The sequence below is a fragment of the Sporomusa malonica genome (genome assembly GCF_900176355.1).
GTDB classification, from domain to species: Bacteria; Bacillota; Negativicutes; order Sporomusales; family Sporomusaceae; genus Sporomusa; species Sporomusa malonica.
In genome coordinates, this window is record NZ_FWXI01000020.1 from 71,864 (window position 1) to 89,477 (window position 17,614).

General features: G+C 48.7%; 17 protein-coding genes. 16 read left to right on the forward strand and 1 reads right to left on the reverse strand.

The features are described 5' to 3' along the window. The first annotated feature begins 65 nt into the window (after positions 1-65). The 5 genes from B9A22_RS19120 to B9A22_RS19140 all read left to right on the forward strand — a co-directional run bounded on the left by B9A22_RS19120 (position 66) and on the right by B9A22_RS19140 (position 6,366). Complete coding sequence (locus tag B9A22_RS19120) at positions 66-1,031, forward strand: SpoIID/LytB domain-containing protein (RefSeq protein WP_084577538.1); 966 nt, start codon at positions 66-68, stop codon at positions 1,029-1,031. 150 nt (positions 1,032-1,181) lie between these two features. Further along, on the forward strand, positions 1,182-2,831 hold the full coding sequence (locus B9A22_RS19125) for a spore germination protein (protein ID WP_139796309.1): 1,650 nt from the start codon (positions 1,182-1,184) through the stop codon (positions 2,829-2,831). Beyond that, positions 2,821-3,948 carry a GerAB/ArcD/ProY family transporter gene (locus B9A22_RS19130; RefSeq protein WP_084577539.1) on the forward strand — a complete coding sequence of 376 codons (1,128 nt, stop codon included), beginning with the start codon at positions 2,821-2,823 and terminating at the stop codon, positions 3,946-3,948. The genes B9A22_RS19125 and B9A22_RS19130 overlap by 11 nt, the downstream gene beginning before the upstream one ends. Continuing rightward, on the forward strand, positions 3,938-5,143 hold the full coding sequence (locus tag B9A22_RS19135; RefSeq protein ID WP_084577540.1) for a Ger(x)C family spore germination protein: 1,206 nt from the start codon (positions 3,938-3,940) through the stop codon (positions 5,141-5,143). The genes B9A22_RS19130 and B9A22_RS19135 overlap by 11 nt, the downstream gene beginning before the upstream one ends. 17 nt (positions 5,144-5,160) lie before the next feature. Next, entirely contained in the window at positions 5,161-6,366 is a 1,206-nt protein-coding gene (locus B9A22_RS19140; RefSeq protein ID WP_084577541.1) for a Ger(x)C family spore germination protein, read from the forward strand. Between the two features lie 2 nt (positions 6,367-6,368). Here B9A22_RS19140 and B9A22_RS19145 read toward each other — a convergent pair whose 3' ends face one another. Continuing rightward, a complete protein-coding gene (locus B9A22_RS19145; RefSeq protein ID WP_084577542.1) occupies positions 6,369-6,599 on the reverse strand; it encodes a hypothetical protein in 231 nt (76 codons plus the stop codon). Between the two features lie 212 nt (positions 6,600-6,811). Here B9A22_RS19145 and yabP point away from each other — a divergent pair, with 212 nt between their 5' ends. The 11 genes from yabP (at position 6,812) to ftsH (ending at position 17,488) form a co-directional block, all read left to right on the forward strand. Continuing rightward, a complete protein-coding gene (gene yabP / locus B9A22_RS19150) occupies positions 6,812-7,093 on the forward strand; it encodes a sporulation protein YabP (protein WP_084577543.1) in 282 nt (93 codons plus the stop codon). A 1-nt stretch (position 7,094) separates the two neighbouring features. Next, the gene (locus B9A22_RS19155) at positions 7,095-7,823 is read left to right on the forward strand and encodes a lytic transglycosylase domain-containing protein (RefSeq protein WP_084577544.1); all 729 of its coding nucleotides are present in this window, start codon (positions 7,095-7,097) and stop codon (positions 7,821-7,823) included. Between the two features lie 15 nt (positions 7,824-7,838). Next, a complete protein-coding gene (gene yabQ / locus B9A22_RS19160) occupies positions 7,839-8,318 on the forward strand; it encodes a spore cortex biosynthesis protein YabQ (RefSeq protein ID WP_084577545.1) in 480 nt (159 codons plus the stop codon). Positions 8,319-8,482: 164 nt separating this feature from the next. Continuing rightward, the gene (locus B9A22_RS19165; protein ID WP_245824061.1) at positions 8,483-8,782 is read left to right on the forward strand and encodes an FtsB family cell division protein; all 300 of its coding nucleotides are present in this window, start codon (positions 8,483-8,485) and stop codon (positions 8,780-8,782) included. A gap of 110 nt (positions 8,783-8,892) precedes the next feature. Beyond that, the gene (locus B9A22_RS19170; protein ID WP_084577571.1) at positions 8,893-9,348 is read left to right on the forward strand and encodes a S1 RNA-binding domain-containing protein; all 456 of its coding nucleotides are present in this window, start codon (positions 8,893-8,895) and stop codon (positions 9,346-9,348) included. 234 nt (positions 9,349-9,582) lie between these two features. Beyond that, the gene (gene spoIIE, locus B9A22_RS19175) at positions 9,583-12,030 is read left to right on the forward strand and encodes a stage II sporulation protein E (protein WP_084577547.1); all 2,448 of its coding nucleotides are present in this window, start codon (positions 9,583-9,585) and stop codon (positions 12,028-12,030) included. 204 nt (positions 12,031-12,234) lie between these two features. Continuing rightward, positions 12,235-12,996, forward strand: a complete 762-nt coding sequence (locus B9A22_RS19180) for a threonine/serine exporter family protein (protein ID WP_084577548.1) — start codon at positions 12,235-12,237, stop codon at positions 12,994-12,996. Between the two features lie 12 nt (positions 12,997-13,008). Then, positions 13,009-13,458 carry a threonine/serine exporter family protein gene (locus tag B9A22_RS19185; protein WP_084577549.1) on the forward strand — a complete coding sequence of 150 codons (450 nt, stop codon included), beginning with the start codon at positions 13,009-13,011 and terminating at the stop codon, positions 13,456-13,458. Between the two features lie 6 nt (positions 13,459-13,464). After that, entirely contained in the window at positions 13,465-14,853 is a 1,389-nt protein-coding gene (gene tilS, locus B9A22_RS19190) for a tRNA lysidine(34) synthetase TilS (protein ID WP_084577550.1), read from the forward strand. A 2-nt stretch (positions 14,854-14,855) separates the two neighbouring features. After that, entirely contained in the window at positions 14,856-15,407 is a 552-nt protein-coding gene (hpt, locus tag B9A22_RS19195; RefSeq protein WP_371360907.1) for a hypoxanthine phosphoribosyltransferase, read from the forward strand. Between the two features lie 152 nt (positions 15,408-15,559). Continuing rightward, positions 15,560-17,488, forward strand: a complete 1,929-nt coding sequence (gene ftsH / locus B9A22_RS19200) for an ATP-dependent zinc metalloprotease FtsH (RefSeq protein WP_084577551.1) — start codon at positions 15,560-15,562, stop codon at positions 17,486-17,488. The last annotated feature ends 126 nt before the right edge of the window (positions 17,489-17,614 follow it).

A 17,614-nucleotide genomic window follows, 5' to 3' on the forward strand; every position in this document is an offset into this window, starting at 1 on the left:
GTATGTAACAGCCTTCCAATTGCCATAATAACATAGAAGAAAATGTTTAGTGAGGTGGATTTAGGATGAACAGAAAAGTTATTGTTTGTTTGGCAGTAGTTATATGTTTGTGTTTGGCACTAGCCGGCTGCAACAACCAGCCACTGAAAAAACCAGAAGCACCCCAGACACCTCCGGTTCCCAAGCAGGCAGTCCAGCAGGCCGAGCCTGAGATTACGGTGTTCATGCATGAGACAGGGGAAAAGAAAACCATGAAGATGGAGGAATACCTAGCTGGGGTGGTTGCTGGAGAAATGAAGACAGAATGGCCGGTAGAGGCGCTTGCAGCCCAGGCCATTATTGCCCGTACCTTTACCGTAGAGGCCATTGAGACCAAAGGCGGTGTGCCTGATCGCGGTACCCAGGCTTCGACTGATATTAAGGAATTTCAGGCATATAATCCCAAGGCCATCAACGACAATGTGAAAAAAGCTGTGCAAATGACACGCGGCATGATTATGACGTATCAGGGCAAGCCCATTAAGGGCTGGTTTCATGCATCAGCAGGCGGCATTACCGCAACAGCCAAAGAAGGGCTTAACTATCGGGACGCTGAACCGCCGTATATCCAGTCAGTGCAGTCGCCCGATGATCTAGCACCAGAGGATGTAAGAAACTGGACAATCATCTTTCCTAAAGAAGATGTCATGGCGGCTATGACCAAAATGGGCAAAAAGGTAAGCGATATCAGCAGTATAGAGATCGCCCAAAAAGGGCCGTCAGGCAGGGCCACTATGCTCATGGTGAATAAAAATGTTGAGGTTTCGGCCCCTGAACTTAGAGTGGCGCTTGACAGCGTTAAGCTTAAGTCAATGCTATTAGACAAAATTGAGGTAAGTGAAGACAGTGTAACCTTTGCCGGCAAAGGTTATGGACATGGTGTCGGTATGTCCCAATGGGGGGCTAACCGTATGGCCAAAGACGGTAAAAAGCCTGAGGAGATTGTTACTCATTACTTTAAAGGTGTGAAAGTCGAAAAACGCTGGAATTAAGGTGATCATACTGCAATTAATCACCGCCGATCACCAGGCCTTATGGTTTGGTGATCGGCGGTCTTTCCCGGCGTTGGCGCAAGCTGCGTTTATCGGGAAGTAGCTAAAGCAGCCGGAAGCAAGAGGAACTGGCAGGGAGGCTAGCCTCAATTGGATAAGACAAAGAAGAATAAACCTGAGCTTACTATCGCAAAATTGTCAGCAATCATGCCTGCCGATGAGCTAGATAAGGTCAAGACACGCCTAACTTCGCTAAGGCAACTGATTCAAAACAGCGCTGAACTTGGCGAAGATATGTCAGGGATTGTGGCTGATCTCAGGGCTGTACCGGCTCCCGGTGGTGAGATGTTTGTTTTCACGCCACAGCTATCGCAAAATGTTACCCTGTTGAAAACTGTGTTTCGTGATTGCAATGATGTCAAGTTTCGATTTTTTAAGACAGGCGGCAGACAGGCGCTCTTAGTATCGCTTGACGGCCTGACTGATGCAACAGCGTTGGAACTCAACATTTTGAAACCGCTTATGACGGCTACAACAGCCAATAGCGATTTTAAAAAATTGATTGAGGAAAAGCTGACTGTAGCTGCCCTGAATATTGAAGTAAACGCCAACAGAGCGATCGAGGCTGTAATGAGCGGCAACGCTCTTGTCATGATTGACGGCATGCCGGAGATGCTGTTAGTTGATGCCACTAAGCATGTAAAACGCAGTGTAAGTACACCCGTACTAGAGGAAAGTCTGCGTGGTCCACAAGATGCGTTTAACGAAACGCTGGCAGATAATATTGTGCTGCTGCGGCGACGCTCCAAAGATCCCAATATGAAAATCCGTGTTCTCGAGGTGGGCGAACGGAGCAAAACAGCAATAGCGCTGATTTACTCAGCCAATTTGGTTAAACCTGGACTGATGGAGGAAGTAGAGCGGCGGCTGAGTGACATTGACACGGATGCTGTATTTGTATCAAAAGCAGTCGAGGAGGCGATTGTTGAGCATCCCTGGACGCCGTTTCCGCAGCTGGAATCGACAGAGCGGCCTGAAAAGGTAATGGCGTCTATTTATGAAGGCCGGGTGGCCATTCTCGTTGATAATACGCCGGCTTCAGTGATCATCCCTTGTACTTATGCCAGCGTTATGCAGGCTGTTGACGATTATACCATACCGGCTTCGGTTGCCTGCCTAGTCCGGGTTAGCCGCCATGTGGCCGCGTTTATGGCCATATACCTGCCGGCACTGTATATTGCGATAGTATCCTACCACCCTGGCATGTTGCCAACCGGTCTGGCTATATCCCTTGCCGAGCTGAGATCGCGGACGCCATTCCCCTCTTTCTTAGAAGCGCTATTAATGGAAGTCCTGCTCGAACTGTTTCAGGAAGCAATTACCCGGCTGCCTAAGAAAGTTTCCAGTGCGGCCAGCATGGTTGGGGCTTTTGTCATTGGTACGACGGTTGTGCAGGCCGGATTGGTCAACCCGTTTTTAGTTGTGGTAATTGCCACTACCGCCATTGCATCCTATGTTATGCCCTTTTATTCTTTCGGTCTAGGGCTTAGGGCGCTCAGAGTTCCGATACTATTTTTGGCAGCTGCCCTGGGGTTATACGGAGTTATGTTAGGACTTATTATTATTACGGTGCACCTTTGTTCATTGAAAAATTTCGGGGAGTCTTATCTTGGCGGCATGCTGGATATCGATACTCTCGCCGATGTGAAAGACAGATTTATCCGTGCACCGGGAAAGTTCTTGAAGACCAGGCCGATAGAGTTCGGTGCACAGGATCGGGAGCGGGCAGGTGACAGTTAGCATTATGGCAAATCTGGAAGTAAAAAGTAAAATGTCGGTACGGCAGTTTGGGGTTGTTATGGTATCAATTATGCTTGGGGCGCAGTTTGTTGGTTTGCCTACCCAATTGGTTCCCTTGGCCGGGCAGTTAGCGTGGGTAAGTGTTATTCTTGGTGGCGGTCTGTTTTTTGGCGCCACCTGGATTATGCTTAAACTGGCAGATCTTTATCCCAACAGCGATCTTACCGAATACCTGCCGCGGCTTTTAGGCAAATGGCTCGGGGTAGGTGTCATTGGCGTGTTGGTGCTGTTGATCCTTGTAGTGACCTGGGTAACGCAAAATCAATTCAGCAGAGTGCTAGTTTTTTTTATGTTTGACCGTACGCCGACTGATGTGATTATCATGTCAATGCTTGCTGTTGTCGCTTATTGCGCGCTGCAGGATTTAGGGACAATTGTACGGGTCGCTCAGTTTACTTTTTTGGTTGCGGTGGCCATGATTGGTGCCATTTGGAGTGTGGGGATTTTTAACTTTCAGCCGGAAAATCTCCTGCCGTTCTGGACGAATAAACCGATAGGCGTTTTGCAGGCAACGCTAAGTACCTGGGGAACATATGGCGGTTATGAGATTATATTATTATTATTTCCGTTAATTAGCCAAAAACGCAACAAGCTTGTGAAAGTGGTGGGGTTTGGATTTATTTTTATCACACTGGTTAGCGTAATCGTTGTTGTGATGACTGTGGGTGTAATAACGGCAGAGACGGTCAAGAACGAGTCCTATCCGACGCTAGTTGTCGTGCGCAGTGTGGAATTGCCAGGCACATTTATCGAACGCTTGGAAAATTATTTTCTTATCGCCTGGATCCCGCTAATCTTCAATTCTCAGGCGCTGTTTGTTTATGTGTTAGCTCAGATAATGACTAGATTATCGGGGTTCGCCGATCACCGTCCCTGGGTATTGGCTTTAGTGCCTTTGATTTATACTGGTGCAACACTGCTCGATGGTCTTGAATTGAGTGCATTGGCCGGAAAAGTATTAACCCTGCTGGGAGGAGTCTTCTCGCTGGGGATAATACCGCTGGTGTATCTTTATGCTAAGTGGAAAAATCAAGGAGTGACAGCAGGTGAGCGCTAGCAGACGGCTGGTAGGGTTACTGCTTGTTTTGTCGATTACGCTTGCTGTCGGCGGTTGCTGGGACAGGCGGGAACTCCAGGACAGGAATTTTGTCATGGCTGTGGCCATTGATGCAGCCGAGGCCGGTCAGAAACCGGGGCAGGGAAAACAGGAAGTCAAGGCCGAAACCTTTGTGCAGCCGCATGGCGACAAGCGCTACCGGGTTAGCTTACAGCTCCTCAAACTAGCTAAGAATGGCGGTGACGAGCCAAAAGGCGGCGGTGGCACAACCTATGTTTTATCAAATACCGGGCAGTCACTATTTGAGATTGTTCGCGATACATTGGGACAAACCAGCAAAAGTCTGTATTTTGAGCATATTCAGGCCATTGTTATCAGTGAAGCGGCGGTGCGGGAGTTGGGGATTAAGCCCATCATCGACTTTTTCTTGCGCGATGCTGAGATGCGCTGGCGGATAAAAGTATATATTACACCCGGTGAGGCCAGACCGATTATTGCCTATGCGCCACCTAACAAAGAAGCAGGCGGAATTTATTTGGCCAATATCGCCAGAAATCATCCCAAAAATATTCATGTTGCCGGTGCCCGTACCGACTTGGGGAATATTAGCGTGCTGCTAGATAATAAAGCAGACTTGGCCATTCCCCGGATGGAGATGGCTGGTAATGTAATAAAAATACGTGGTGCCGCTTTGTTCAAGAAAGATAAGTTTGCCGGCTATATTGACGAACAGGCGGTAGCAGGAATAAAAATGATTCGCGCTACGGAAAAGTCGGCCATCATTACGCTGCCTGGCGATGAAGATGGTGAGGTGGTGGCGTTTGAATTGTTCCGTCATGACACCCAGCTTGCGCCGCATGTTGACGGAGATAATATTTACTTTACGCTGGATATCACTATGTGGGGAAATGTAGGTGAGTATCAGGTAATGCACCGCGCTTCAAAAGCAGGTGACCCGGCGTTTATTCGCCGTGTTGAGCAGAAAACGGCTGCAGAGGTAAAACGTCTAGTTCTCTATGGTAAAGATAGTTGCCAGTCTTTGGGGGTTGATGTGTTAAATTTTAGCAAAAAACTCAAAGCTCATCACCCAAAAACCTGGGAAAAAGTCAAAGATGACTGGGATACTATCTATCCTACTATTCCGTTGGTAGTATCAGTAAATGTGGTGATAAATCAACTTGGCGAGCACAAATGAAGTGGTGAAAAACGCTGATGATAAAGGGCAATAAGACCAAAATTCTTATGGTTTGGCTGCTGCTGATTGCAGCTTGTCTCCCGCTTGCGGGTTGCTGGGACCAACGGGAATTGCAGAACCGGAATATGGTGCTGGCAGCTGCTATTGATGTGGTCGATGACAATGAACAGGCACATGAACAATTTGTTCAGCCGCACGGCGGCAGAGATTTTCGGCTTAGCGTCCAACTGCTCGAGATTGAGCCCCGACAGCAGGGCGAACAGCGGGGCGGCGCAAAAGTCGGTACTTATGTGATTTCGGGTACCGGGCGACTACTCTTTGAGATTATCCGGGATTTATTTGGGCAAGTCGGCAGACCGATAACCTGGGAGCATACTCAAACGATTGTGATTAGCCAGGCAGCTGTTGAGGCCGGCGGAATCGATCAGCTGATTGACTGGTTTATGCGTGATGCCGAGATGCGCTGGCGGATTAGGGTATATATTACCCCTGGCGAGGCCAAACCGATTATTGAGTATCAGCCGCCCAGCGGTGAGCCGAATGGTTTATTTCTAGCAGGTATTGGCCGCAACTATGTTAAAGACCCTCATATCGCTAGTTTGCAGACAGAGCTCGGTTTTACTTCTATCCTGCTTGATAATAAAACTTCGACCGTTCTCCCTAAAATAGAATTGGCTGGTGATATTCTTAAAGTAGGCGGCATGGCGATCATCAAGAAGGGAGAACTGGCCGGTTTTCTGGACGAGTATGATACTTTTGGGGCCAAGCTCATTATGGGCATAGAGAAGAGTGCCATTATCACCACTGTCTGTAAGGATCATCCTAACCGGATCTTTGCGTTTGAACTGTTTCAACATGATACCCGGCTCGAACCCCATGTGTCAGGTGATACCATCTACTATACGCTTGATATTGCCATGTATGGCAATATTGGGGAGATGGAAGGCTGTCCGGAGCCGCACGACCATAATCTGAATGACACTCAGTATGTCAGAAGGTTGGAGCTGCAATTTGCCGAGGAAGTAAAACAGGCTGCAGTTCATGCTTATAGAGCACAGCAGGCTTTGGGGGCTGACACGCTGAGAATGGGAAAAAAGATGCAGATTCGCTATCCTAAGAAATGGGCAGAGCTAAAAGACAAGTGGGATGAGGAAGTGTTTCCCACCATTCCACTGGTCATATCGGTCAATGTCACCATCCGTCAGCTAGGCGGACACAAGTAAGGCTATTTAAAGAGGATACTAAACAACCATAGACCGGCAGCTGCGGCGGCATAGATTGCCGCCGTTTTGCGCGCAAATTTGGCTTCACGGTCACGGCCATTGTGCTTTTCAAGAACAGAGCCTAGTACCCAGGCTACAAGCGCGGTAGCAAAAAATACGATCAATAACCACAATGTAGTTTGATGAACAAGCTGGTAAGCTAATTTTTGCCAGTAGTAATATAAGTTGCTCATGAGCCACCTCCGGGGTCAGGCCTTGCATAATACAAGGAAAAGATACCGAAAGGCGAGATTGCTTTGTCATACTTCCTCGCAATGACCAGCCTTCTGTCATTGCGAGCGCTAGCGTGGCAATCACATATCCCCGGATGCAATCCTTTGTACTAAAACCATATCCTGCCACATATACATAACTTGAGATAGCATTGGCTGGGAGGGCGAGTTTTATGCCGATAGATAACAAGACGCCGAAATGGCGGCATCAGCTGACACTGGTTGATCGGGAAGAGCTTACTGTGGACGGAGTCGTCACCCTGGGGAGCTATGATGAAAAAGAGATCATTATGGAAACTGAGCAAGGGATGTTGATCATCAAGGGTGAGGGTCTTAATATTAAGCAACTTAACCTGGAGCAGGGCAATATCATTGTTGAAGGAACGGTAAAAGGCATAAACTACGAGGACGAGCAGCGCCAGCGAAAAGGGCTGCTGGAACGGTTTTTAAAATAACGTGCGCAGCCGGGGTCTTATCCTATGGCTGACGCTGCTGTTTGTACTTGCGGCCCAGATTGTACTCTACAGCTTGGCTGTCAGTCTGGCTGATTACAGCCGCCGCGCTGTGTACGTACACTTTTCGGCAGGGGCAGCTGCCCTGCGGGAGATAAGCGGACTACCATATGCGGATAAGATAAATGCGGCCGGCAGGACAAATAACGTTAGTCCGGAACTTATCGCTGCTGTAATTAAGGCCGAAAGCTCGTTTCAGCCCCGGGCGCTGTCGAAAGCCGGGGCTTATGGGCTTATGCAGGTTATCCCTAGTACCTGGCGGCTGGTGAATAGTCAGGCAAACATATGCAGTGGCCGGCATGAAGGAGAATGCGGCAGTGATTGTTTCTATAACCCGGAGCTTAATATTGCTGTTGGTTCCTGTTATCTAAGTCAGCTGATAAAGCGTTATAATGGGCAGGCTGAACTGGCGGTAGCGGCCTATAATGCCGGGCCTGGTGCTGTTGATAAGTATGGCGGCATTCCGCCCTATGCCGAGACAACTGAATATGTTGAGCGGGTAGTCAGTAATTGGTATGAGGCAAGCGGTCGTTTGCCGCCAGGAGGATTACCGGCTGACAGCTGGCGGAAGGTTGCTGCGGTACTCGGTTGGGGTGTTGTTATAACAACTATGGCGGTGGTTGCTGCCGGCAGGCACTTATTTCGGCGGTATAGGTCATTTCGCTGGAGATGAGAGGGGAGTGGGCAGGTGGAGTTTTCCGCGCAGGTAAGTACTTTCTTGCTTATTGCTGCAACGGGAATCTTGCTCGGTGTGCTGTTTGATACATACCGTGTACTCCGAGGTGTGTTTCGACCGCCGTGGCTGATTACGTCGGTTGCTGATTTGTTATATTGGCTTGTGGCGGCAGGCATTGCATTTTTAGCTCTTATACTTGGGAATTGGGGCGAACTCCGTTTTTATGTTTTTATTGCCATGATTTCCGGCGTAGCCGTGTATTATCGCTTGGCCAGCCGATATGTAGTCAAACTCATTATGGCTTTGTTAAAATTATTAGCCAGCAGTTGGCGTAGTGCAAAACGGGTGGTGGTGTTTACTATTGTTAAGCCTGTACGCTTTGTTGTTAGGACATCACTGCTGCCATTTCGCTATATGGGCAGAAGGTACTCAGCCTGGTGTAAAAAGCGGTTTCCGCCACCCCCCCCGCCGGAGGAGATTCCACCTCAATGAAATTTTCATATAATTCCCTAGATATAGAAAACACGGCTTGCGCCGAGCCTTTGGCGAATGCGGAAGCCGATGTTGCCCTTATCCAGACGGAAAGTTTTACTTTCTTACAGGAATAAAAAGGATTTGCTGTTTAAAGAGCGAATACATGTAAACATTAACACAGTATGGTGATGTTTATGGTGCAAAGACGCAAGAAAACAAAACGGTTTAGCTGGTTTAGGTTGTGCATCTTGATCATGGCGGGATATTTTTGCTATATGATCATTGTTCAGCAAACTGAGCTATACAAGATTCGCCGCGAAACCGAGACGGTGAATACTCGGATGGCCGAGGCGGCTGAAGTCAATAAAAGCCTGAATGCTGAGAAGGAAAAACTGAGTACGGCAGAATATATCGAAAAGGTAGCCCGTGAGCAGCTCGGTTTGGTAAAACCGGGAGAAGTGCCATATATTCCAGCCAGGTAAAGCGTCATTCCTTGACACATTTTCACCATCAAGAGTATAATATGGATTGCAGGTTCCTAAATAAAAGTGATAAAAAGTACGAAAGATTTTAAGGAGGAAGTTTGGTGAGTATGTCCATTGAAGTTGGCAGTGTGGTAGAAGGAGTTGTGACAGGCATAACTAACTTTGGCGCTTTTGTTGAGTTGCCTGGTGGAAAGGTAGGCTTGATTCACATCTCTGAAGTTGCTGACGTATACGTCCGCGATGTTAAGGATTTCTTGAAAGAACAGGACAAGGTTAAAGTTAAGGTCTTATCTGTAGACGATCGCGGCAAAATTGGTCTTTCTATTAAGCAGCTGCAACCTCCCGCGCCACGAAAACAGCATGCAAACGATTTCCGCCGTCCTAATAGAGTAAACAGCTTGACGTTTGAAGATAAGCTGAGTAAGTTTTTAAAAGACAGTGATGAGCGCCTGACTGATTTGAAGCGCAGTACCGAGTCCAAACGCGGCGGCAATGGCGGCCGGGGCGGCGGTGGTGGCGCTGGCGGCGGCGGCGGTGGCAGTGCGGCACGCCGGGCTGAATAAATAATTTAACCAAGGCTTTATTAGCGTTTATCGACAAAAACTGGAATAATTTAATGTTGAAAATAGAGTGTAAACCACCTGTCAGTGTTCTGGCAGGTGGTTTTTTGCATTTTGGCTTTAGTCTGTGTCGGATTTTTTTGCTGGCAGAGCTACGCAGATAGACAAACCTTTTAATGTAAATTTCTGTAAAATTCTAGATGCATGCAAGACAGTTTTTTACAGGGGTGAAGAATCATGCCAAAAGTATCTGTTGTTACCCTGCCTGAAGAAATGCTACAAGCGCCGCCTGCGAGGCCAGCTGCCGAATCTATGATAATGGACAAGCCCAGATTCCCCTGGCAGGAGTTTTCCAATTGGGTGAAGGCAAGTGTAAGAGCGCTGTTTCACCAGCAAAACCTGCCGATAAATTTCTTGGCACTTTTACTCGGGCGGGTCTCACTCATGGGTGAGGTAGCTCCGTTTGGTTTGGCTTTGTTTGCCGCTATTGCCTGTGTAGCCAGACAACGGGCTGCTGCTGCCGGGGTATGGGCGCTGGCCGGTGTGCTTAGTGCAGGATTTTATCATGCGGGAATTATATATTTGATATCAATGCTTCTTTACTGGCGCCTGTCAGACAAGCTAACGCGGTATGAGAAAAAAGCGCAGGCTATCCCGCTATTTATGTTTGGTTCAGTATTTTTAAGCGGTGTGGCGCTTATGCCCTGGCAGGACTCGTCATTGTATGGCGCTATGCTGGTGGTATTTGGTGCAATGTTATGTATGGTATTGGCATTTATTTTTCAATATGCGGTGCCTCTATTCTTAAACAATGAAAAAATTTATCAGGCGAGCGCTGAAAACCTGATTTGTGGCATAATTATGCTGACTACCGCTGTTGCTGGTTTGGGCAGCTTGACTGTTTATGACTATAGTGTGCGTAATATTGCCGGGGCGCTCATTGCTATGACGCTAGCCTATAGCGGGGGTTCAGGGCTGGGGGCATCAGTAGGCGTTGTTACTGGGCTGGTTGTTGGCCTAAGTGATGGTGATGCCGCTCCTGCGATCGCAATGTATGCCCTGGCAGGTATGTTGGGCGGTTTATTTCGCGGGTTGGGGAAACCGGCTGTACTGCTAGGCTATATTTTAGGCAGTGCTATTGCCGTATTATATTTTGGGAGGCCTGGCGAGCTGCTCTTGTCGCTGGTAGAAGCGTCAGCCGCTGGGGCTGCCTTCATGCTCGTACCTGTAGCTGCAATGAGCCGATGGCGGGAAACCTGCCTGGAAGAAGCCGATAGCACCGAAATTGCGCAGCAAACTATTAATTCGGCAGTGGACAAGCTAAACAACATTGCTGATATTTTCAGGGATCTTTCTGGGGCTTTTGACTCAGGCAGCGCTAAGGAAAATGCCGTTCATAATGAAAAAATTAAAGAAAGACAGTTGATTCAAATGCTGTCAGCGGTCGGGGAACGGGTATGCGGGCCGTGTGTGCGGCGGAGTGAATGCTGGGACCGCGATTTTTACCAGACCTACCAGGCCATGCTGGATATGTTGGCTTTGGCTGAGGCTGGGAAGCTAAAGGCGGGCACTGTGCCTGAGCCGCTGAAAGGGGTGTGTGCAAACCGCCAGGCTCTGGTTGACCTTATCATTCAGGTAGCTGAAAGCAATAAAACCCATTGGTACTGGCAAAAGAAGCTGACTGAGTGCCGCTCGGTGGCTGTTGAACAAATGAAGGCTACTGGGGTCATCATCGGCAATCTGGCACAGGAACTGAACCGGGGACCACAGACAGATACTGAGGTTGCAGAGATGCTGTCAGAACGGGCCACTGTCCTTGGGTGTCCGCTTACTGGATTACGGGTGACTGCAGAAAGAGGCAAGGTGACGGTAGAAGCACAGAAAACAGTATGCGACGGCACACGGGAATGTGTTAATACCATCTTGCCCCTCACAGCCAACCTATTGCAGGAAAAAATGACGTTGCATGCCGATTGCGGCAGCAAGGTGCGGCACAAAAATTGTACGCTGAAAATGGAGTTAGCTGAACGTTATTATGTGGAGACCGGCATGGCAACAGCGGCTAAGGAGCGGGGCGGGGTATCGGGTGATACCTGTGCTGCCCAGCCTGTCAGCCGGGGGCGGACGGCGCTTATCTTGAGCGATGGTATGGGTAGTGGTGAAGCGGCGGCGAGCGGGAGCGGGTATGCTGTGAAATTTTTGCAGCAGCTCTTAACGGTAGGCTTTGATGTCAATACAGCGGTTAAGACTGTTAACTCGATGCTGCTGATAAAAATGCCAGGTGATATGTTTGCTACCGTTGATATGGCAGTTGTTGACACCTTTACCGGCGAAACAGAGTTTCTTAAGGTAGGTTCTGCGCCAAGTTATGTGAAAAGGGTACGGGAAGTGTCGACAATTAATCCGGCAACACTGCCTATGGGCATACTGGAGAATGTAGAGATTGAACCGGTCAGACGGGTATTGGCACCAGGCGATATTGTAGTGATGGTAAGCGACGGGGTAATTGATGCAGCTAAGGGAGCTGACAAGGAAACCTGGGTGGCCAACTTCCTTCGCCGCATGAACTCTGAGCAGCCACAGGATATTGCTGAGCGGGTGTTAAAACAGGCAGTTGAGTTTTCCGGTGGCGCAGCCGGAGATGATATGGCCGTACTGGTAGCTAAGGTGACTGAGCGGGGCTAATACGCCCCGTTTATTTTTTCCTGTAAGAAAGTATAACTTTCCGTCTGGATAAGGGCAACATCGACTTCCGCCGTCGCCAAAGGCTCGGCACAAGCCGTGTATTCTTTATATTGGCGTAGGAAAGACTAGCATAATGGCTGATTATGGCAGGAAATTGGCACTGCAGGCGCGAATTGACTACTAAAACAGGCTGCGGGGGTATGTATGCAAATCCTGTTGGAACAGATATTAGACATAACCATTTTAGCTGGAGAGATTATGCTTAAGAATGGAGCCGAGACCAGCCGGGTAGAGGAAACTATGTTTCATGTTGCGCGGTCATTAGGCGCAGTCAAGGCCGAGAGTTTTGTTATTCCTACTGGCGTATTTGTTACGGTCACCGATAGTACTGGCAGAACAAGTACCATCATGCGGCGGGTCCATGACAGGACAATTAACCTTGACCGCATTGCTAAGGTGAATGAACTTTCGCGGGGGCTCTCGGATCGGCGGATAGACTACCAGAGTGCATATGCTCATCTTGAACAAATCGCCCAGGAACGTACTGGGTTTTCGCTTGTGCCGTCTATGCTGGCCTCAGGCGTAGTCGGCGGATCAGCCGCCATTCTCTTAAATGCCGGTGTATCTGAGAGTTTGGCCGCCTTCGCTGCAGCGCTGGTTGTCCGGTATATTGCCCATGTTATCTCCCGGCTGCATGGGGTTAAATTTACGTTTGAATTTTTAGGTGGCGTTACAGCTGCATTGGTAGGGGTACTATTTCAGCATATATGGCCGGAACTCAGACCGGATAATGTTGTTGTTGGCGGCATCATGCCGTTAGTGCCAGGAGTGGCCATCACAAACGCCATAAGGGACGTAATTGCTGGTGACCTTCTAAGCGGGTTATCACGCGGCTTGGATGCCGCACTTACTGCTGTAGCGGTATCCATGGGGGTCGTTATTATTTTGGCAGTCAGTGCTTATTGAGCGGGGTGGAGTATGTTCTTTGTTAAGGTTATGGCCGTCTTTGCCATGAGTGCCGCAATTGGTGTGCTATACCGCATTCCCCGCAAGCTGCTCATATATGCCAGTATGACTGGGGTAGTGGGTTGGTTGGTTATGTGGTTTGTGGCTGCAAGTGGCATTAGCAGTATTATGGCAAACTTTCTGGGCAGCATGGTTGTTGGGCTATTGGCTGAGCTTTTAGCTAGATTTTTGAAGAAACCAGCGACGATTTTTAGTGTCCCAGGCTTTATTCCGCTGGTACCAGGCCGGGAAGCATACACGGCTATGCGCTTTATGGTGGAGGGCCAGTATAATGACGGCGTGGCAATGGGCATGTTGACTCTTTTAACCGGAGGAGCTATTGCCTTTGGCATTTTTGTAAGCTCTACTTTGTATCGCCTAATGCGTGCTAATACAGACTATCAGGTAGAAAGCCGGGGATAGTAGTATATGCTTGATAAAGTAAGGACATGGGTGAATAATCACCAGCTATTGGTGCCTGGCAGTCGAATTTTGGCAGCCTGCTCAGGTGGGCCTGATTCGCTGGCGCTGGTGCATCTATTAAATACATTTAAAGGGGAATATGGTTTTCAACTGGCTGTAGCCCACGTGAATCATATGTTTCGACCCGAAGCAGTGCAAGAGGCTGAATTTGTCGCTGCTTTTTCTGCTGGACTGGGGCTTGAATGTCATGTTATAGCTATTGATGTTCCTGCCTATTGTAAGGCCAATAAAATGTCATTTGAGGAAGCTGGCAGGCTGCTGCGATACCAATACCTGCGCGAAGTGGCCGCGCGGTGGGGCGGGGCGCAGATTGCCACAGGTCATCATCGTGATGATCAGGTGGAAACAGTGCTGATTAATCTGCTCCGCGGTGCCGGTAGCGGCGGACTCAGAGGTATGCGTCCGCTAAACGGCGGAATCGTAAGACCATTTTTGTCTGTCAGCCGCTGCGAGATTGAAACCTACTGTACTGAGCACACGTTAAATCCCTGTCAGGATAGCTCTAATTTTGAGACAGATTATTTAAGAAACCGTGTCAGGTTAAACCTGCTGCCGGCCTTGGAAGCCGACTATAATCCAGCCATCCGTGAGGCATTATGGCGGCTGTCGTCACTGGTAGGGGATGAGCATGACTATATTGCCAGGGAATCTGCCAAACTATGGGGAACAGTTGCCATTGAGGACGGCAGTAAGGCTATAATTAACAGCAAGGCTTTGGCTGAACTGCACCCGGCTGTGCAGCGCGTATGTATTCGTCAGGCTATTGAGAAAAAACATGGAGCACTGACAGGAATAAGCTTTGGTCATGTGGAAAAATTAATAAATATGGCATTATTCGGTATAGTCGGATCGCGGCTGCACTTGCCAGGTGGACTTACCGCCCAAAAGACATATACGTCACTGGAGTTGGGAGTGGCGGACGCATGTATCGACCGGTCTACTGTACACTCGGTTCAGGCGGCGGAATTTGCCGTGCCTGGGAGAATAATGGTAAATGGAAGTACCGTGACAGCAGCCATTGTTACCGAGCTACCCACGCGGCAAGGGCGGGACACCGCAGTATTTGACCTTGATCAGCTTCGGTTACCGCTTACCATCAGGACACGCTTACCTGGTGACAGGTTTCGTCCGCTTGGACTCGGAGGCAGCAAAAAACTCAAAGAGTTTTTTATTGACACCAAGGTCCCTGAGGCCGAGCGCGATTGTATACCAATCATTGCTGACTGTCAGGAAATTATCTGGATAGCAGGCTATCGGCAGAGCGAGCATGGCCGGATCACTGATAATACAAAAAAAATCTTGCAGCTTACTATTACTAAACAGGGGGAATTTTGAATATGAGTAATAATATGATGGATGACCTGGAGAAGATATTATTTAGTGAGGAGGAGCTCGCTGCCCGGATTAAGGAACTTGGCGCAGCCATCACGGCTGATTATGCAGGTAAAGAGATATTAATGATTGGCGTTTTACGCGGCGCCGTCATCTTTATGGCTGATTTGGCCCGTGCCATCGATCTACCTGTTGCTATCGACTTTATGGCTGTTTCCAGCTATGGTGCTGCCACTTCATCCAGTGGTGTTGTCCGGATTTTAAAAGACCTTGATGAGGACGTGGAAAACAAGCATGTGCTTATTGTCGAAGACATTATTGACTCAGGATTGACACTCAACTATTTGATGGATAATCTTTGGTCCCGTAAGCCGGCCAGTATTAAAATCTGCACCCTGTTAAACAAGCCTGAGCGCCGTAAAGTGGAGGTACCGATTGCCTACAATGGTTTTACCATTCCCGACTACTTTGTTGTGGGTTATGGCCTTGATTATGCTGAAAAGTATCGTAATCTGCCATTTATCGGGGTACTCAAGCCGGAAACCTATGCTGGATAAAGTAGACTTAGCTTCAGGTGGGGTTTTAACCCCATCGGATAAATGTTTTTCCTTAATTGTCAATTTTTATTTAGTATGCTATAATTATGCGATATGAATAGTAACATGTTTCTAATGCCGCTTTTGTGGTCCAGCGAGAGGAGGGCTACTTGTTGAACAAGTTTTTCCGGAATGTCAGTTTTTACCTGTTGATTATCATTATAGCCATCTCGATAATCGACTATTATTCATCACGGACGACCCCAAAACAGGAAATCAGTTATACCCAGTTTCTGAAACAGGTGGAAGAGCAAAAGGTTGAGCGGGTGACGATTGTTGACAATACCATTCGCGGTAAGCTCAAAGATGGTCAGGAGTTTGCTACCATTGCTCCCAATGATCCCACGCTGATTAACCAACTCAGGGATAAGGGTGTAGACATTAAGGCGGAACAGCCGCCTCAGCCGCCGTGGTGGACGACGATTTTTTCATCTATCCTGCCGATGCTGCTATTAATTGGTGTGTGGTTTTTTATCATGCAGCAGACGCAAGGCGGGGGCAACCGGGTAATGTCTTTTGGCAAATCACGGGCCAAACTGCATGGTGAGGAGAAAACCAAGGTTACGTTTGGCGATGTGGCCGGGGCCGATGAATCCAAGCAGGAACTGGAAGAGGTTGTTGAGTTCTTAAAGCACCCTAAAAAGTTTAACGATTTAGGGGCGCGTATTCCCAAAGGTGTACTCTTATTTGGACCGCCTGGCACAGGCAAAACGCTGCTGGCACGTGCGGTTGCCGGTGAAGCCGGAGTACCTTTCTTTAGTATCAGCGGTTCTGATTTTGTTGAAATGTTTGTCGGTGTTGGTGCATCCAGGGTGCGTGACCTGTTTGAACAGGCCAAGAAGAGTGCTCCATGTATTGTGTTCATTGATGAGATTGACGCTGTTGGCCGGCAGCGGGGCGCAGGCCTTGGCGGCGGTCATGATGAGCGTGAGCAGACGTTAAATCAGCTGCTGGTTGAAATGGATGGCTTTGGTATTAATGAAGGTATAATTATTATCGCCGCCACCAACAGACCGGATATCCTTGACCCGGCACTTCTCCGCCCTGGCCGGTTTGACCGGCAGATTGTGGTTGACCGTCCTGATGTAAAAGGCCGGCTGGAGATACTCAAAGTGCACACCAAGGGCAAGCCTGTCGCTAAGGAAGTAGACCTTGACGTACTGGCGCGCCGCGCTCCTGGCTTTACTGGGGCTGATTTGAGTAACTTGGTCAATGAAGCAGCACTATTGGCTGCCCGGCGTAATAAGCGTCGTATTGAGATGCCTGAGCTTGAAGAAGCTGTCGAGCGGGTAGTCGCAGGGCCTGAGCGAAAATCCAAGGTTATCAGCGACAAAGAGAAAAAACTTACTGCCTACCATGAAGCTGGTCATGCGCTTGTCGGCATGATGCTAACCCATACTGATCCTGTGCATAAAGTATCGATTATTCCACGTGGGCGGGCTGGCGGTTATACGCTGATGCTGCCGAAGGAAGACCGGTACTACGCTACCAGGACTGAACTGCTTGAGCAACTTAATACACTGCTCGGTGGGCGGGTTGCCGAGGCTGTTGTCCTTGGTGAAATCAGCACAGGTGCGCAAAATGACCTGGAACGTGCTACCGATCTGGCACGTAAGATGATTACCGAATATGGTATGAGTGAGGCATTGGGGCCAATTACCTTTGGCCGCCGCCAGGAACAGCAGGTTTTCCTGGGACGGGATATTTCCCGTGACCGCAACTATAGTGAAGAAGTAGCATACTCAATTGACAAGGAAGTTCGGCGGATGATTGAAGCCGCCTACGCTAAAACCGAAGAGATGCTTAAAGACAATCTTGAAAAATTACACTTGGTTGCCAATGCGCTGTTAGAGCGAGAAACACTCGAAGGCGACGAACTGGCACAGTTGTTAAACCAAGGCAAGATAATTGAAAAAGAAAAAGATAGCGATGATAAGCAGCCGCCGGCCGATGTAGCGCCAGTCAATGCCCAGAATGGGCCTGATGATGGCACTGGACCTAAGGTTGTCTATAGTTTTGGCTTACCTGATTCTCGCTACTAATGGTGTTTTAACGGCAGGGGCTATCCCTGCCGTTTTTAATTTAGTCTACCAGAATTTATAACGCAATTCTGTTGACATAAGAACGACTAAGGCTTCTGCCGGCGTCCTGAGGGACTTGGCACAAGC

Excerpts from the sequence above, each read along its gene's own strand:
- hpt (WP_371360907.1), top strand. The coding sequence starts at position 14,856 with ATGAGTAATAATATGATGGATGACCTGGAGAAGATATTATTTAGTGAG.
- B9A22_RS19165 (WP_245824061.1), top strand. The coding sequence starts at position 8,483 with ATGGTGATGTTTATGGTGCAAAGACGCAAGAAAACAAAACGGTTTAGC.
- yabP (WP_084577543.1), top strand. The coding sequence starts at position 6,812 with ATGCCGATAGATAACAAGACGCCGAAATGGCGGCATCAGCTGACACTG.
- tilS (WP_084577550.1), top strand. The coding sequence starts at position 13,465 with ATGCTTGATAAAGTAAGGACATGGGTGAATAATCACCAGCTATTGGTG.
- B9A22_RS19120 (WP_084577538.1), top strand. The coding sequence starts at position 66 with ATGAACAGAAAAGTTATTGTTTGTTTGGCAGTAGTTATATGTTTGTGT.
- B9A22_RS19145 (WP_084577542.1), bottom strand. The coding sequence starts at position 6,599 with ATGAGCAACTTATATTACTACTGGCAAAAATTAGCTTACCAGCTTGTT.
- B9A22_RS19180 (WP_084577548.1), top strand. The coding sequence starts at position 12,235 with ATGCAAATCCTGTTGGAACAGATATTAGACATAACCATTTTAGCTGGA.
- B9A22_RS19140 (WP_084577541.1), top strand. The coding sequence starts at position 5,161 with ATGATAAAGGGCAATAAGACCAAAATTCTTATGGTTTGGCTGCTGCTG.
- spoIIE (WP_084577547.1), top strand. The coding sequence starts at position 9,583 with ATGCCAAAAGTATCTGTTGTTACCCTGCCTGAAGAAATGCTACAAGCG.
- B9A22_RS19170 (WP_084577571.1), top strand. The coding sequence starts at position 8,893 with ATGTCCATTGAAGTTGGCAGTGTGGTAGAAGGAGTTGTGACAGGCATA.
- B9A22_RS19185 (WP_084577549.1), top strand. The coding sequence starts at position 13,009 with ATGTTCTTTGTTAAGGTTATGGCCGTCTTTGCCATGAGTGCCGCAATT.